At 62.3% G+C, this 16,548-nt stretch carries 16 protein-coding genes; 7 read left to right on the forward strand and 9 right to left on the reverse strand.

The features are described 5' to 3' along the window. The first annotated feature begins 11 nt into the window (after positions 1–11). Positions 12–821 carry an ATP-binding cassette domain-containing protein gene (locus CFter6_RS16755; protein ID WP_061540896.1) on the forward strand — a complete coding sequence of 270 codons (810 nt, stop codon included), beginning with the start codon at positions 12–14 and terminating at the stop codon, positions 819–821. Positions 822–869: 48 nt separating this feature from the next. Here the strand turns inward: CFter6_RS16755 and CFter6_RS16760 are convergent, their stop codons facing one another. The 8 genes from CFter6_RS16760 to CFter6_RS16795 form a co-directional block, all read right to left on the reverse strand. Further along, positions 870–2,333: a DNA recombination protein RmuC gene (locus CFter6_RS16760; protein WP_205631405.1), complete on the reverse strand. Its 1,464-nt coding sequence runs from the start codon at positions 2,331–2,333 to the stop codon at positions 870–872. Positions 2,334–2,370: 37 nt separating this feature from the next. Further along, the gene (locus CFter6_RS16765; protein ID WP_417924808.1) at positions 2,371–2,742 is read right to left on the reverse strand and encodes a group II truncated hemoglobin; all 372 of its coding nucleotides are present in this window, start codon (positions 2,740–2,742) and stop codon (positions 2,371–2,373) included. Between the two features lie 116 nt (positions 2,743–2,858). Next, positions 2,859–5,360 carry an ABC transporter permease gene (locus CFter6_RS16770; RefSeq protein ID WP_061542424.1) on the reverse strand — a complete coding sequence of 834 codons (2,502 nt, stop codon included), beginning with the start codon at positions 5,358–5,360 and terminating at the stop codon, positions 2,859–2,861. Next, positions 5,360–5,944: a DUF4126 domain-containing protein gene (locus CFter6_RS16775; RefSeq protein ID WP_061540898.1), complete on the reverse strand. Its 585-nt coding sequence runs from the start codon at positions 5,942–5,944 to the stop codon at positions 5,360–5,362. The genes CFter6_RS16770 and CFter6_RS16775 overlap by 1 nt, the downstream gene beginning before the upstream one ends. 296 nt (positions 5,945–6,240) lie before the next feature. After that, positions 6,241–7,329, reverse strand: coding sequence for a chorismate synthase (gene aroC, locus CFter6_RS16780; RefSeq protein ID WP_061540899.1), 1,089 nt, complete (start codon positions 7,327–7,329; stop codon positions 6,241–6,243). Positions 7,330–7,428: 99 nt separating this feature from the next. Continuing rightward, positions 7,429–8,499, reverse strand: a complete 1,071-nt coding sequence (locus tag CFter6_RS16785; protein WP_150118796.1) for a nucleoside hydrolase — start codon at positions 8,497–8,499, stop codon at positions 7,429–7,431. Positions 8,500–8,540: 41 nt separating this feature from the next. Then, on the reverse strand, positions 8,541–10,427 hold the full coding sequence (locus CFter6_RS16790; protein WP_061540900.1) for an MFS transporter: 1,887 nt from the start codon (positions 10,425–10,427) through the stop codon (positions 8,541–8,543). Positions 10,428–10,559: 132 nt separating this feature from the next. Further along, positions 10,560–11,006: a CBS domain-containing protein gene (locus CFter6_RS16795; RefSeq protein ID WP_014006888.1), complete on the reverse strand. Its 447-nt coding sequence runs from the start codon at positions 11,004–11,006 to the stop codon at positions 10,560–10,562. A gap of 148 nt (positions 11,007–11,154) precedes the next feature. Here CFter6_RS16795 and CFter6_RS16800 point away from each other — a divergent pair, with 148 nt between their 5' ends. From CFter6_RS16800 to CFter6_RS16815, 4 genes are all read left to right on the forward strand, one after another. Continuing rightward, positions 11,155–12,477 carry an O-acetylhomoserine aminocarboxypropyltransferase gene (locus CFter6_RS16800; RefSeq protein ID WP_061540901.1) on the forward strand — a complete coding sequence of 441 codons (1,323 nt, stop codon included), beginning with the start codon at positions 11,155–11,157 and terminating at the stop codon, positions 12,475–12,477. 1 nt (position 12,478) lies between these two features. Next, positions 12,479–13,348, forward strand: coding sequence for an alpha/beta fold hydrolase (locus CFter6_RS16805; RefSeq protein ID WP_061540902.1), 870 nt, complete (start codon positions 12,479–12,481; stop codon positions 13,346–13,348). A 31-nt stretch (positions 13,349–13,379) separates the two neighbouring features. Beyond that, positions 13,380–13,697, forward strand: coding sequence for an Mpo1-like protein (locus CFter6_RS16810; protein WP_061540903.1), 318 nt, complete (start codon positions 13,380–13,382; stop codon positions 13,695–13,697). Positions 13,698–13,824: 127 nt separating this feature from the next. Next, the gene (locus tag CFter6_RS16815) at positions 13,825–14,022 is read left to right on the forward strand and encodes a hypothetical protein (RefSeq protein ID WP_061540904.1); all 198 of its coding nucleotides are present in this window, start codon (positions 13,825–13,827) and stop codon (positions 14,020–14,022) included. Here CFter6_RS16815 and CFter6_RS16820 read toward each other — a convergent pair. Beyond that, complete coding sequence (locus CFter6_RS16820) at positions 13,984–15,288, reverse strand: YihY family inner membrane protein (protein WP_061540905.1); 1,305 nt, start codon at positions 15,286–15,288, stop codon at positions 13,984–13,986. The two genes, CFter6_RS16815 and CFter6_RS16820, sit on opposite strands and share 39 nt — an antisense overlap. A gap of 114 nt (positions 15,289–15,402) precedes the next feature. Between CFter6_RS16820 and wrbA the strand changes: the two genes are divergently transcribed. After that, positions 15,403–16,017: an NAD(P)H:quinone oxidoreductase gene (gene wrbA / locus CFter6_RS16825; protein WP_417924773.1), complete on the forward strand. Its 615-nt coding sequence runs from the start codon at positions 15,403–15,405 to the stop codon at positions 16,015–16,017. Positions 16,018–16,062: 45 nt separating this feature from the next. Then, positions 16,063–16,506 carry a DUF2069 domain-containing protein gene (locus tag CFter6_RS16830; RefSeq protein WP_236904314.1) on the forward strand — a complete coding sequence of 148 codons (444 nt, stop codon included), beginning with the start codon at positions 16,063–16,065 and terminating at the stop codon, positions 16,504–16,506. Positions 16,507–16,548 lie beyond the last annotated feature (42 nt).

Consider the following 16,548-nt stretch of genomic DNA (forward strand, 5'->3'; position numbering starts at 1 on the left):
GGGACATCATCATGTTAATCGCAAGCAACCTCTCTCTGCGACGCGGCAGCAAGACCATCCTGCGCAACCTCGGCTTGTCTGTCCGGCCCGGTCAAATCGTCGCCCTGCTAGGCCGCAACGGCGCCGGCAAAAGCACTTTGCTGAAAGCCATGTCGGGCGAATTCCACGGCAAGCTGCAAAACAGCGAAGCGCAGCTGAGCGGCCAGATCTCGCTCAACGGCATGGCGCTGACGCAGCTGACGCCGCAGCAACTGGCTGCCAAGCGTGCAGTGCTGCCGCAAAACGTGCAGTTCTCGTTTCCATTCACAGCCATGGAAATTGCCCTGCTGGGCCGTTATCCGCACGGCGGCAACAGCCTCGACGATCGCCTGATCGCGATGGAAGCGTTGGCTTTGGCCGGCGCCGCAACGCTGGCGGAGCGCGACGTCACCACGCTCTCCGGCGGTGAACTGGCGCGGGTCCAGTTCGCCCGGGTGCTGGCGCAGTTGCGGCCACGCGCCGATGATGGTTCGCTGCCTGCCGCACGCTACCTGTTGCTCGATGAACCGACCGCAGCGCTGGACCTGGCGCATCAGCACCATTTGCTTGGCACCCTGCGGCAATTGGCGAAAGAATGGAATATCGGCGTGCTGGCGATCATGCATGATCCCAACCTGGCTGCACGTTACGCCGACCAGCTGGCCTGGCTGGCGGACGGCACCCTGCTAGTGCAGGATACGCCGGCCCTGAGCATGACGCCGCAGGTGGTCAGGGCTTGCCTCGGCCTCGATGTCGAGGTGATCCGGCAAAGCGGCAAACCGCCGTTCGCAATGCCGGCTTGATGTTATTCAAAATCGACCCGGCAACAGAATTGCGCCGGCGATCTTGTTTCAGCTTTCGTCGTCCGGCGTCAGTTCCGGATCTTTACCCAGCAACAGCTGCGCCGCGTCGCTCGGCAGGGCCTCCACCGATTTCAGCTTGCGCGCCATCTGGCGGCTGCGCACTTCGGCCTGGTCGATATTCTTGGCGGCCCGTTCCAGGGTCAGCTTGGTGGCTGCCAGCACGTCGCCGAACTTGCCGAATTCGGTCTTTACCGCACCCAGCACTTGCCATACTTCGGATGAACGCTTCTCTAGCGCCAGCGTCCTGAATCCCATCTGCAGGCTGTTCAACAAGGCCGACAAGGTCGACGGTCCGGCGATGCTGATGCGGTGCACGCGCTGCAATTCGTCGGCCAGGCCGGGACGGCGCATGACTTCGGCGTACAGGCCTTCGGTCGGCAGGAACAGGATGGCGAAATCGGTAGTCAGCGGCGGCGACAGGTATTTCTCGGCAATGGTCTTGGCTTCGCCGCGCACCGCGCGTTCCAGTTCGCGCGAAGCTACGGCCACGCCTTCGGCATCGGCGCGGTCGGCGGCTTCGGCCAGGCGTTCGTATTGTTCTTTCGGGAACTTGGCGTCGATCGGCATCCACACTGGCGTGCCGCCGTCGTCGTTGCCGGGCAGCTTGATGGCGAACTCGACCCGCTCGCCGCTGCCGGGAACGGTTTCCACGTTCTTCGCATATTGTTCCGGCGTCAGCACCTGCTCCAGCAGCATTTCCAGCTGCACTTCGCCCCAGGTGCCGCGCGTCTTGACGTTGGTCAGCACCCGCTTGAGGTCGCCGACGCCGATTGCCAGCTGCTGCATCTCGCCCAGGCCCTGGTGGACTTTTTCCAGGCGGTCGGAGACGATCTTGAACGATTCGCCCAGGCGCTGTTCCAGCGTTGCATGCAGTTTCTCGTCCACGGTCTTGCGCATTTCTTCCAGGCGCAGGCCATTGTCGTTCTGCAGGTCCTTGATTTTCGCTTCCAGCGTGGCGCGCACTTCCGCCATGCGCTGCGCATTCGATTCGGTCAGCGCCGCCAGCGTCTGGTTGAGGGTGTCGCCGAAGCGCTTGAGCGATTGCGCCTGTTCTTCGCGGCTGGTCTGCGCCTGCTGGTTCATCGCCAGCCGCATGCCGTCGAGCTGCTGGGCGTTGGTTTCGGTAAGCTTGACCAGCTGCTGGGCGAAGGTGTCGATCTGGTTGTTCTGCAAGGTGGCGACGCTGGTCATCTGCGCCGCCAGCGTCTGCTGCAGCTGGCCGAAGTTGCTGCCGATTTCCTGCCGCATGTTTTGCGCGCTGCTCTGCACTTCGCCACGCAGGTCGCGCTGCTGGCGTTCGCCAAGTTCTTGCTGATGGCGCTGCAGATCGTTTTGCAGTTGCGTCAGCTGTTGCGCCGGATCGGCGCCGCGCGCGCTGCGCAGGATGGCGACGATCTGCAGCACGATAATGACGACGGCGGCAAGCAGGATGAGCAGTTCGGTTGATGTCATGTATTCTTCGATAAGATAAAAATGGATTGCAGTGAAATCACGACTGGGCGTCTGCCTTGTTGCGCATCCAGTCGGCGGTCTGGAAGAAGGACGTCAGCAAATGCTCCTGCAGCCTTTCCTCCATGCCGACATCCTGCATCGCCAGCGCCATGCAGCGCAGCCACTGGTCGCGTTCCGGCGTCGCGATCGCATACGGCAAATGACGGGCGCGCAGGCGCGGATGGCCGAAACGTTCCATGTACAAATCGGGACCGCCGCTCCAGCCGCTCAGGAACCAGTAGAACTTGTCGCGCGAACCGTCGAGCGTGGTCGGATGCAGGGCCCGGATCACGGAAAATTGCGGCTCCAGGTCCATCAGGTCGTAGAAGCGGTCGACCAGTTCGCGCAGCTTGCCGGCGCCGCCTATCATGTCGTAGAGGCTGGCCTGCTGTTGCGCCGGCTCACTGGCGGCATTGGTGTGTTCTGTAGTCATAAGGGGAAATGGTAGAGTAAGCCGCCATTATCCCCGAATTGACATAATCAGGTTCAGGCTTCGCGCAGGGTTTGCAGCGGCGGCTGGTTCAATACATGGCGCAGGCCGACCCAGCCGCCGGCAAACGTGCAGGCGGCGCCGATCGCCATCCCCGCTAGCCACACCAGTGGGCTGAAGGTCCAGGTAAAGCTGAAAACGTAGTGCGCCAGGGCCCAGCCGGTTGCCGCCGCACCGCTGGCCGCCAGGAAACCGGCCAGGCTGCCGATCAAGGCGAATTCTATCCATTGCGATTGCGACAACTGCTTGCGGGTGGCGCCCAGCGCGCGTAGCAGGCCGGCTTCGCGGGTACGCTCGTCCTGCGAGCCGACCAGGGCCGCATACAGCACCAGCGCGCCGGACAACAGGGTAAACAGGAAAAGGAATTCGACCGCCGCCACCACCTGGTCGATCACGCCCTGGATCTGCTTGATGACGCTGCCGATATCGACCACCGTCAGGTTGGGAAAATCACGCGTCAGCTGGTTGCCGAAATTGATTTGCGCATCCGGCAAATTGAAGGCGGTGATCCAGGTTTGCGGCATCTCGGTCATCAGTTTGGGATTAAGGATGACGAAGAAATTCACGCGCATCGAGCCCCACTCCAGCTTGCGCAGGCTGGTAACCGGCGCCGTCACCAGTTGGCCGGCGATGTCGAATTGCAGCTTGTCGCCCAGCTTCAGGTTCAGGGTCTTGGCCAGGCCTTCTTCGACCGAGGCTTCGGCCCGGCTGTCATCAAACCAGCGGCCGGCGGTCACCGTATTCTGCGCCGGCACCTGGTTCATGGTGGACAGGTTGAATTCGCGGTCGACCAGCCGCTTGGCGCGGTCGTCGGCATAGGTGTCGGCGGTGATCGGCTTGTCGTTGACCTGGGTCAGGCGGCCGCGGATCATCGGGAACAGCTGCGGCTGGGCGATGCCGGCCGCCTGCAGGCGTTGCGTGATGTCGGCGCGCTGGTCGTCCTGGATATTGATCACAAAGCGATTAGGCGCGTCGACCGGCGTAGCCTGGCGCCAGGCGCCGATCAGGTCGCCGCGGATCACCGTCAGCAGCAGCAAGGCCATCAGGCCCAGCGACAAAGCGACGATCTGGACGATGGTGGCCACCGGCCGCCGTTGCAGCGCGGTCAGCGCAAAACGCCAGCTCGGATGGCGCGACAGGCCGCGCACATGGCGCGATCCCTTCAACGCCAGCCAGCCGAGCAAGGCGAACAAGCCGAAACCGCCCAGGAACCCGAGCGCCGTCAGCAGGCCCAGTTTGATATCGCCCGCCTGCCACAGCAGCAGGCCGATAAATGTCAGCGTCCCGAGCAGGTAGGTCGCCAGCACCAGCGCTTGCGGCGCATCCTGTTCGCGCCGGATCACGCGGTTATGCGGCACGTTGCGCAGCTGCAGGACCGGCGGCAGGGCAAAACCGACCAGCAGCAGCAAGCCGGTGACCAAACCCTGCACTGCCGGCATCACGCTGGCGGGCGGCAAGTCGCTGGCGACAAACTTGCCCAGCAAATCCAGCAGCATGAAATGCGCGCCGAAACCCAATACGACGCCGATCAGGCTGCCGGCCAGTCCGACCAGCAGGAATTCCAGCAAATACAGTTGCGTTACCTGGTTCTGCGTCAAACCGAGGCAGCGCAGCATGGCGCAGGCATCCAGGTGGCGCAGCATGAAGCGGCGCGCCGCCATTGCCACCGCCACCGCGGCCAGCAAAGCCGACAACAGGCCGACCAGCGACAGGAACTGCTGGCCGCGATCGAGCGTGGCGCGCATTTCGGGACGGCCGTTTTCCAGGCCCTCGATGCGCACGCCCTTGAGGTTTTCGCGGCTGATGTCGCTTTCCACCCATTGCTGGAAATCCTGCACTTGCTGCGGTCCGCCGGCCAGCAGCAAACGATAGGTCACGCGCGAGCCGTCCTGCACCAGGTTGGTGGAAGCCAGGTCGGCCATGGACAGCATCACGCGCGGCGCGAAGTTGATGAAACCGCTGCCGCGGTCAGGCTCGATCACCAGGACTTTCGCTATCGTGAAAGTACGGTCGCCCAGCTTGAGCGGATCGCCCACGGCCAGGTTGAGCGCCGTCAGCATGTTGGCGTCCAGCCATACCGTACCTTCGGCGGGAATCTGCCGGGTAGTTACATCGGCCCCGCCCAGCTTGTCCGCGACCACCAGGCTGCCGCGCAGCGGATAACCGGCGCTGACGGCTTTCAGCGAAGCCAGCTGCGACCTGGCGCTGTCGCCTTCGCCGGCAATGGCCATGCTGGGGAATACCACCGTGTCGGCCAGGGTCAGCTGGCGCCGCTGCGCCTCGCTGCGCCAGCCGGGGCTGATGCGCTGGTCGCCGGAAATCAGCAGGTCGGCGCCCAGCAGCTGGTGCGCATCGCGGCTCAGGCCGGCGCGCATCCTGTCTACAAAAAAACCGACCGCCGACAAGGAGGCGACGGCCACGATCAGTGCTATCAGCAAGAAACGTAATTCGCCCGCGCGCCAGTCGCGGCGGGTCATGCGTAGAGACTGCAAAAAGATCATGTAGCAAGCCTTTGGAAAACCCAGCGCAGGCCACGCCACAGTTTAGGCAGCAGCCAGATCGCAAACAGGAAAAACAGGAACAGGAAGGCAAACAGCAGCCAAGGATGGAAAAAAGCCGCCCACAGGCCGCCCAGCACGGTCGCGTCTTCCGAGAACGAGGCGGTCCAGTTGCTCAGCGGTTCTGGCGTGGTGTTGATCATGGCCCGGCTGCCTGCCTTGGTGGCATGGGCACCCAGCGCAAACGTGCCGCCGATCAGCGCCGCGATCGTGGTCCATGCAGGATCCATGTGGCCCATGGCGGCCACCGCCAAGATGGCGCCGGCCGGAATCCGGATAAAGGTATGGACTGCATCCCAGACCGAATCGAGGCCGGGAATCTTGTCCACCAGGAATTCGATGGCCGCCAGCAAACCGGTGACGCCGATTACCCAGGGCGATTCCAGCACCTGCAGCGCCTGCGGCAGATCGATCCAGCCCAGGCGGCCGAACCAGCCGGCGATGAACAGCGCCATGTACAGGCGGATGCCGCTGGCCCAGGACAAACCGCCGGCAAGCGCAGCGCTAGATAGTGTATCGATCATGATGTCCCCTCTCGGCGGTCTGTTTTTTTCCCAGGTGTCAGCACACTAGTGGCTAGCGTAACTTAAATCTACGCCAGCCGCCCGAGAATAGCCATCCCGCTGGAGAAAATCCGTCGCAGAAATCTTATTTATCCATTGAACTCGTAGGGTGGGCACCTGTGCCCACGCGGATGTGCCGGGGCGCGCAGCCCGGGACGCGTAGCCCGGGACGGGCACCCGGGACGCGCAGTCCGCGACGAGAATCTCAGGGAGGCGAATATCCGCAGCACCGCGTGGGCAAGAAAACCTTGCCCACCCTACGAATCGACCAGCGGCGCAACCTGCACGTCGCCGCATTGGGCGCGGTGGCGCAAGGCGTGGTCCATCAGCACCAGCGCCAGCATGGCCTCGGCGATAGGCGTGGCGCGGATGCCGACGCAGGGATCGTGGCGGCCGAAAGTCTCGACCGTGGCCGGATTGCCCTGCTTGTCGATCGACTGGCGCGGAGTGCGGATGCTGGAAGTCGGCTTGATGGCGATCGATACGGTGATGTCCTGGCCGCTGGAAATGCCGCCCAGGATGCCGCCGGCATTGTTGGTCAGGAAGCCGTGGCGGGTGATTTCATCGCCATGCTGCGATCCTTTTTGCGCCACCGAGGCAAAACCGGCGCCGATTTCCACGCCCTTGACGGCGTTGATGCCCATCATGGCGTAGCCGATCTCGGCGTCCAGCTTGTCGTACAAAGGCTCGCCCAGGCCGACCGGCACCCCGGAGGCGACGATATCGATGCGCGCGCCGCAGGAGTCGCCATCCTTGCGCAAGGCGTCCATATACGCCTCAAGTTCGGCGATCTGGCTGGCGTTGGCGGCAAAAAAAGGGTTGTTGGGCACATGCTCCCAGGATTCGAACACGACCGGGATTTCGCCCAGCTGGCTCATGCAGCCCTTGAAAGTAGTGCCGTATTGCTGCAGCAGCCACTTCTTGGCGATCGCCGCGGCGCCGACCATGGGCGCCGTCAGGCGCGCCGACGATCGGCCGCCGCCGCGCGGATCGCGGATGCCGTATTTCTGCCAGTAGGTATAGTCGGCATGGCCGGGACGGAAGGTATCGACGATATTGCCGTAATCCTTGCTGCGCTGGTCCTGGTTGCGGATCAGCAGCATGATCGGGGTACCGGTGGTCTTGCCCTCGTAGACGCCGGACAGGATTTCTACCGTATCCGGTTCCTGGCGCTGGGTCACATGGCGCGAAGTGCCCGGCTTGCGGCGGTCGAGGTCGGGCTGGATATCGGCTTCGGACAGTTCCAGGCCCGGCGGGCAGCCATCCACCACGCAGCCGATGGCCGGGCCGTGGGATTCGCCGAAATTGGTGACGCTAAACAGACTGCCGAAGGTATTGCCGGGCATGATGATCCAGGGAAAAGAGGCTGAAAGACATGATTTTACCAGCGCCGCCCCTCAGGGGCTACCTGGCCGGCAAAATCATTGCCTTTTCAACATCCCAAGTCAGGGCAGTTTCGCCAGCTGCGCTGTCAGCAGGTCGAAGAAGCCCTGGGTATCGCCTTCCGTAATCCAGCGCGCGTTTTCCGGGCGCTTGGTGGAACGGTAATAATCGACCACGGTGGCGCCGAAAGTCAGCCCTTCGCGGGTATCGACCTCGACATTGGCCATGCGCCCCTTGAACAGGTCCGGCCGCAGCAGGTAGCCGATGGTGGTGGCGTCATGCACCGGGCCGCCGGGCAAACCGTATTGCTTGATGTCGTGTTCGACATAGGCGTCGAGGATGTCGGCGGCGATCTTGCCGGCCTGGTTGCCGATCTTGCGCAAGCGGTCTATGCGCTCCGGGCTGGTCAGCATCTTGTGCGTCACGTCCAGCGGGATCACGGTGATCGGCAGGCCGCTCTTGAACACCACATCGCTGGCATGCGGATCGGCGAACACATTGAATTCCGCCGCCGGCGTGATATTGCCGCCGTTGAAATGGGCGCCGCCCATCATCACGATTTCCTTGATGCCCTGCTTGATCCCGGGATTTTCGATCAGCGCCATGGCCAGGTTGGTTTGCGGCCCGAGCGTCACGATGGTCATGCTTTGCGGTTTTGCCGCGGTCAGGGTGTCGATCAGGTATTGCACCGCATTGCCTTTGGCCAGCGGCTGTTTCGGTTCGAATACCTTGACGCCGGTGACGCCTTCGGTACCGTGCACTTCGGCGGCATAGATGGGCGCCCGCAGCATCGGACGGGCGCAGCCGGCATACACCGGCACATCCGGCCGGTTGGCCCATTCGCGCACCATGCGCGCATTGCGCGAGGTGTAGTTGAGCTGCACGTTGCCGGCTACCGTGGTCAGCGCCCGCACATCCAGCTTGTCGCGCGCCGACAAGGCCAGCAACAAGGCGATCACATCGTCGGCGCCGGGATCGGTATCGATGATCAGCGGCACGGGGGCGGCCGTGGCCGCCAGCGCCGAACCCATCGGTAAAGCACTCAGCAACAGGCCGCCGGTCAGCAGCTTGCCGCCGTGGGTCAGGAAATTGCGGCGAGCCATGGCGGCGTCCTCCAGTATGTGTTTGGTCATTTCGGTTCTTTCCTTGGTTCTTTGGTCCGGCGTCGGTTGATTTACTGCCAGGCGCCGCGCAAGGCTTGCACCTGCTGCTGCAGGTATTCCGGGGTGGCCTGCTCCGGCACCACGGCGTCGCCCACCGCCAGCTGCAGAGCAGACAGCGGGCCGCGCTTGAACGAGCGCTGGAAAGGATTGCCGGCGCTGCGGGTCCACATGCTGCCCCACAAACCGCTCAGGGCCATCGGGATCACCGGCACCGGCGTGCGTTCGACGATTTTCTTGATGCCGCCGCGGAATTCGTTCATTTCGCCGGTGCTGGTCAGTTTGCCTTCCGGGAAAATGCAGACCAGGTCGCCGTCTTCCAGCGCGGCAGCGATCTGGTCAAAGGCGCGTTCCATCAGTTCAGGATTCTCCTTGGCCGGCGCAATCGGGATTGCCTTGGCGGTCTTGAACAGCCAGGCCAGCACCGGGATCTTGAAAATCCGGTGGTCCATGACAAAACGGATAGGCCGCGGGCTAGCCGCCATGATCACGATCGCATCGACGTAGCTGACGTGATTGCAGACCAGCACTGCAGCGCCCTCGTCCGGAATGCGGTCGCGGTTGACGGTATGCACGCGGTGGATGGTATGGATCAGTATCCAGGCCACGAAACGCACCAGGTATTCCGGCACCACGGTGAAGATGTACAGCGCCACCAGCGCATTCAGGATTGCCGTCACCAGGAAAATCTGCGGGATGGTGAAGCCGGATTGTAGTAAGACCATCGCCACCAGCGCCGCCACCACCATGAACAAGGCGTTCATGATATTCATGCCGGCGATGGTGCGCGACAGGTGCCGGCGGTCGCAGCGGGTCTGGATCACCGCGAACAGCGGCACGATGTACAGGCCGCCGAACAGGCCGATCATCACGCAGTCGAACAGGATGCGCCAGCTGCCGTGCTGCTGCACGAAACCGGCCATGTCGACCGCCGTAGTGTTGGTATAGCCGATGCTGGCAAGGAACAGGTCGAGGCCGAACACCGACAAGCCGATCGCGCCAAACGGCACCAGGCCGATTTCCACCTTGTGGCCCGACAGGCGCTCGCACAACAGCGAGCCGGCGCCGACGCCGAGCGAGAACACCGTCAGCAGCAGCACAAAAACGCTGTGGTCGCCATGCAGGTAGTTTTTTGCATACAAGGGAAACTGCGCCAGCACAATGGCGCCGTAGAACCAGAACCAGGAATTGGCCAGCATGGCCAGGAATACCGGCCGGTTCTTGCGGGAAAACCCCAGGTTGCGCACGGTTTCGGTAACCGGATTCCAGTTGATCTTGAGCTCCGGCTCCGCAGCCGGCGTCAGCGGGATGCCGCGGCTGAACAGCCAGCCTACAATCGCAATCGCCACCGTGCCGCCGGCCACCAGTTCGATGCCCCATGGCTTGTGCACCACCAGTACCGCGCCCAGCACTTCGCCCAGCAGGATGCCGACGAAAGTTCCCATCTCGATGATGCCGTTGCCGCCGACCAGCTCGTCCTGGCGCAGCTGCTGCGGCAGGTAGGCGTACTTGACCGGCCCGAAGATGGTCGAATGGATGCCCATGCCGACCACCGCCAGGATCAGCAGCCACAAGGTATGCGTCATCCAGCCGGCGGCAGCGATCGCCATGATGACGATTTCCAGCACCTTGACGTAGCGCGCCAGGCGCGATTTCTCGAACTTGTCGGCGAGCTGGCCGGCGGTCGCGGAAAACACCACGAACGGCAGGATGAACAGGCCCGGAATCAGGTTGTTCAGCAGGCTGACGTCCATGCTGGTCCAGCTCAGCGCTTCATAAGTCAGGATCGTCAGCAAGGCGGTCTTGAAGACATTGTCGTTGAAGGCGCCGAAAAACTGGGTCCAGAAGAAAGGAGCGAAACGGCGCTGGCGCAGCAGGGAAAATTGGCTGGATTTGGACATGGGTAAGCTAAGGTGAGGGGTGCGTGCTATGGCAAGTGATTATTGTTTTAATATTTTTCGGGCAGCTTACACAAAAAAACCGTTTGCGGCATCATTCTGCCGCAAACGGTTCCTGACAATCCATAACAAATACTATTCGTCGGCGTTGGACGGCCAGTCGCGGATATAGGCCTTCAGCATCTTGTTTTCAAAACCCTGGGCGTCCAGCACCGCCTTGGCCACGTCGTAGAACGACATCACGCCCAGCAAGGTGCGGGCGTCCATGATCGGCACATAACGCGCGTGGCGTTCCAGCATGATGCGGCGCACTTCGTTGACTTCGGTATCGGGCGTGACGGTGATCGGGCTGTCATCCATGTGCTTGCGCACCGTGTTGCTGCCGACCGCGCCGCCGTTCTGGTGGATCGCATTCATCACTTCGCGGAAGGTCAGCATGCCTACCAGCGTCCCGAACTCCATCACCACCAGCGAACCGATATCCTTTTCCGCCATCGTGTTGACAGCCTCGATCAACGGCGTTTCCGGCGTCACGGTGTAAAGAATATTGCCTTTGACTTTGAGGATCTCAGAAACTTTCATGGGGCCATCCTGCCTTTGCTTGGGTTATGCTTGCTTGTATCGCTTGTATCCAGAATGTAGCTTAAGCGGAGCCAAAAATCTACCGCGCAGCGCAGCATGAATAGAACAAGCCCTCACATAAGCAAGAATTGAAGGAGACAGCCACACCATGAGCGCCCCCCACTATCCCGGCTTCGACACCTTGTCGCTGCACGCCGGCAGCGTACCCGATCCAGCCACCGGCGCCCGCGCCACGCCGATTTACCTGACCTCGGCGTTTGTCTTCAAGGATTCCGACCACGCCGCCTCGCTGTTCAACATGGAACGCGCCGGCCATGTATATTCGCGCATTTCGAATCCGACCAACGCCGTGCTGGAAGAACGCATCGCGGCGCTGGAAGGCGGCGTCGCCGGGATTGCCGTCGCCAGCGGCCAGGCCGCCATGCACCTGGGACTGGCCACCATCGCCGGCGCCGGTTCGCATATCGTGGCCTCGCGCGCCTTATATGGCGGTTCGCACAACCTGCTGTCGTACACCATGAAGCGTTTCGGCATCGAAACCACCTTCGTCGATCCGAACGACCTCGATGCCTGGCGCGCGGCGATCCGGCCCAACACCAAAGTCCTGTTCGGCGAAACCCTCGGCAATCCGGGGCTGGACGTGCTGGACATCCCGCGCATCTCGGCCCTGGCGCACGAACATTACCTGCCGCTGATGGTCGACGCCACGTTTACCACGCCGTACCTGCTGAAACCGTTCGAACACGGTGCCGACCTGGTGTTCCACTCCGCCACCAAGTTCCTGTGCGGCCACGGCACCGCGGTCGGCGGCCTGCTGGTGGACGGCGGCACTTTCGACTGGCAGCAGGCGTACGACAAAACCGGCCGCTTCGGCGAATTGTGCGAACCGTATGAAGGCTTCCACGGCATGGTGTTTTCCGAGGAATCGACGGTGGCGCCGTTTTCGCTGCGCGCGCGGCGCGAAGGCTTGCGCGATTTCGGCGCGGTGATGAGTCCGCACAACGCGTTCGCCATCCTGCAAGGGATAGAGACGCTGGCGCTGCGCATGGAAAAACATGTGAGCAACACCCGCAAGGTGGTCGAATTCCTGGCGGCGCACGCCGCGGTCGAATCGGTGGCTTATCCTGAACTGCCGTCGCATCCCGGCCATGCACTGAGCAAGACGCTGCTGCCCAAAGGCTGCGGCGCGGTATTCTCGTTCAACCTCAAGGGCGACCGCGCCGCCGGCCAGCGCATGGTGGAGTCGCTGAAGATTTTTTCCCACCTGGCCAATGTCGGCGACGCCAAGTCGCTGGTCATCCATCCGGCCTCGACCACCCATTTCCGGGTGCCGAGCGAACAGCTGGCCGCCTCCGGCATTACCGAAGGCACGCTGCGGCTGTCGGTCGGCCTGGAGAACGTCGAAGACCTGATCGAAGACCTGGCTTACGGCCTCAAGATGTCGCAGCGCACTGAACGCAAGGGGAAATGAGATGCTGCTAAAAATACATGGCGCAGATAACGACAGCTATTGTTATACCGGCGGCAAAAGCTTCAACCCGGCACTGCCGACCGCGGTATTCATCCACGGCGGCCAGAACGACCACTCGGTCTGGATCCTGCAAACCCGCTATTTCGCCCATCACGGTTTCGGCGTGCTGGCGCCGGACTTGCCGGGCCACGGCCGCAGCCAGGGTCCGGCCCTGGCCAGCATCGAGGAATTGTCAGGCTGGCTGGAATCCCTGCTGGATGCCGCCGGCGTCACCAAAGCCATCCTGATCGGCCACAGCATGGGTTCGCTGGTCGCCCTGGAGAGCGCCGGCCGCGCGGCCGGTTCCACGCGCATCGCCGGCATTGCGCTGGTCGGCACCGCCTATCCGATGAAAGTCGCCGATGCGCTGCTCGATGCCGCCAACAATGACCAGCAGAGCGCGATCGACATGGTGAACATCTGGTCGCACTCGACCATGTCGCCCAAGCCTTCGGCGCCCGGCCCGGGATTCCATGTGCAAGGCGCCAGCCAGCGCCTGATGCAGCGCATTGCCCGGCAGTCGGACAGCAAGCCGACCGTGTTCCATACCGACTTTGCCGCCTGCAACAATTATGCAAACGGCGAACAGGCGGCACAGGCGGTGGCCTGCCCCACCCTGTTCCTGCTCGGCCAGCACGACGTCATGACTCCGGCCAAGGCAGCCGCCGGCCTGATTGCTGCGATCAAGCATGCCAAGGTAGTGCAGGTCGACGCCAGCGGCCATGCCCTGATGGCGGAACAGCCGGATGCGGTGCTGGATCATCTGTACAGGTTTGCAACGACAGCGCTGCGTTCGCCGGCAGCGGTTGCGCCTGCCGCCATCGGGGGTTAAGCTTGAAGCATAGCAACCGCGAGGAGACGCCATGCCTACCGTGCTTGAAAAGAAATACGAAACGTTCGCCGAGTTTTATCCGAGCTACCTGAGCCAGCACAGCAACCGCACTTGCCGCCAGCTGCACTTCGTCGGCTCGACCCTGGCCTTGCTTTCGCTGGTGGCGCTGGTGCTGACCGGCGCCCTGTACTGGCTGGCCGTAGCACTGGTGTGCGGCTACGGTTTTGCCTGGATCGGCCATTTCGTGTTCGAGAAAAACCGCCCCGCCACCTTCAGGCAGCCGCTCTACTCTTTACTCGGCGACTGGGTCATGTACTGGCAGATGCTGACAGGCCAGGTTTCTTTTTAAACAACTATGTAAAATAACGGTTCACGGCAATGTGAACCGTTTGTCCCTTAGAATAGCGCCTACTTTACTTTTAGACATGATGACAAGCCAGAAGGCGGCTGCTCGTCAATGAGGAAACGGGGAATTCATGCAAACCAGGGAAACCGCGCTGACGCACCGGGGGCCAGGCCAGGTTGCCAGGCCGGAAGCGCCCGCCGTCGCCGCCAAGCGGCCATTGTTCCTGATGAACTACACAAGGCCGACCTACCAGGGCATGGTGCAGGTCAGCTATTTCTGGACGCCGGGCTTACTGCGCGGCGGCGACCTCAAGTTCCGGATGTACTAAACCGTCGGCAAAATATGCTGCCAGCGTCTGCTCCAGCCCGCGTTCGATAGCCTCTTCCACCTGCCACGCCAGCGCCTCGTCGGTCACCTTGCCCGCCACCAGGTTGCACACGAACAGACGATAGATATCGCTCAGTTTCAGCCGTTCCGGATTGGCCAGCAAGATCCAGCCGTCGACGCTGATGCGCGCTTTGCGGCCCCACTGGGTCCTGACCAGCTTGTCGGTCTGTACCGAACCGACCCAGCCGATCTCCTGCATCTGTTGCAGCAGGCTTTCCGATTCGTCAAAACCGAGCCTGGTCGCGCGCCGTATCTGGTCCGCATCCACCGCGGCCGAACTGCCTCCTGTCCTGGCCTGGTGCAACACGCCCAATACCGCCATCGCATCGACAAAAGCGCTGCCCGGCGCGGGCACGTGCCACCAGCGTTCGTACTTCACCACCGGCAAGGCCGCCACCAGCAAGGCGCCGACCAGGGTAATCATCCACAGCATGTAGATCCACAACAGGAAAATCGGCAAGGCGGCCAGCGCGCCGTAGACCATGGTGTAGGTCGGGAACTTGATGACGTAGGCGGCAAAAAAACGCTTGGCGATTTCAAACACGATGCCCGCCAGCAGGCCGCCCCAGACGGCGTCGCGCCAGTCCACCCGCTGGTTCGGCACCGCCACGTAGAGCAGGGTAAACGCACCGGTGGTCAGCGACACCGACAGCAGCGTATAGAACCATCTGCCGGCCCAGCTCACCACCAGGCCGTTGGCCGCGGCCGACAAATAGGAGGTGACGGTGATCGAGATGCCGATCAGCAAAGGTCCCAATGTAATGATGGCCCAGTACACCAGCACCCGGTGTATCCACGGCCGCTGCTTCTTGACGCGCCAGATGCGGTTGAACACATGGTCCACCGTCGACATGGTCAGCACCGAAGTGACGATCAGCGCCACGCCGCCGACCGCCGACAAGCGCGCCGACTTGGTGGCGAACTGGTTGAGATAGTCGAGGATGACGTTGGCGACGCCCTTGGGCATCAGGTTTTGCACAAAATACTGTTCCAGCGAAGCGCGGAAGGTGCTGAACAGTGGAAATACGGTAAAGATCGCCAAGGCGATAGTCAGCATCGGCACCAGCGCCAGGATGGTGGTGAAGGTCAGGCTGCCGGCAACCTGCGGCAGGCGCTCTTCATCCAGGCGGCGCGCCGCGAAACGAAACAGATCGCGCAATTGCGGCCAGGACAGGCCGCGCAGCCTGGAAAATTTCAATGACTTCATGCTTTCCCTGATTTTGCCTTCCGGAGCGGGTGATTAAAGGCGCGTTTTGCACCATGAACCAGCGCTAAAGCGCCCTATAATAGCAAAGTGCGTACCAAAATGAACTCATCCAATATGACTGCGAATATTAGTGTGAACACACCACTCCTGGTCCTGTACTACTCGCGCCATGGTTCGACGCGCAAGCTGGCCGAACTGATCGGCCAGGGCATCGACTCCGTCGCCGGCTGCGAAGCGCGCTTACGCACGGTGCCAGCGGTGTCGACCGTGACCGAAGCCAGCGCGCCGGATATCCCGGCCGAAGGCGCGCCTTACGTCGAACTGGCCGACCTGCAGGAATGCGCCGGCCTGGCGCTGGGATCGCCGACCCGCTTCGGCAACATGGCCGCCGCCATGAAATACTTCTGGGATGGCACCAGCACCGACTGGCTGGCCGGCACCCTGGCCGGCAAGCCGGCTTGCGTGTTTACCTCCACCGGCAGCCTGCACGGCGGCCAGGAATCGACCCTGATGTCGATGATGACACCCTTGTTGCACCATGGCATGCTGGTGATGGGCCTACCCTACACGCTGCCGGAACTGATGACAACCGCCAGCGGCGGCAGCCCGTACGGCGCCAGCCACTGGTCCGGCATGAACGGTACACATCCGATTTCGGCCGAGAGCCGCACCCTGGCGATCGCCCAGGGCCGGCGCCTGGCGGAAACCGCCTTGAAGTTGACGCTTTAAAAGTGACACCTTGAAGCCGAATATAAAAATCAACATCGCGGGGACATGATGACCACCAAACTGAAACCGGGCATATCGACCCACCCGCTGCCGCACGCAGCACGCCAGCCGCGCTTCTTCTATTTCGGCGCGGTCGGCAGCCTGCTGGCCCTGATCGCGCTCGGCCTGGCCTGGGAACTGGCCCTGGCGCCGCTGCGCCCGGGCGGCTCCTGGATGGTGCTGAAAGTGCTGCCGCTGCTGTTCCCGCTGCGCGGCGTGCTCAAGCGCGACGTGTACACCATGCAATGGGCGTCCATGCTGATCCTGATCTATTTCACCGAAGGCATAGTGCGCGCCACCAGCGACAGCAGTTTCCTGTCAAGCAGGCTGGGCTGGCTGGAAGCCGTGCTCAGCGTTGTCTTTTTCATTTGCACCATCCTTTATCTCAGGCCTTACAAGAAGGCGGCCAAGGAAGTTGCGAAGCAAGCTATCAAGAAGGCGTCGCAATAGGACGGTATGTACTCCGTGGTCCGTTAAATGGGGTCAGAGTAA

It is taken from the genome of Collimonas fungivorans, from assembly GCF_001584145.1.
GTDB lineage: Bacteria > Pseudomonadota > Gammaproteobacteria > Burkholderiales > Burkholderiaceae_D > Collimonas > Collimonas fungivorans.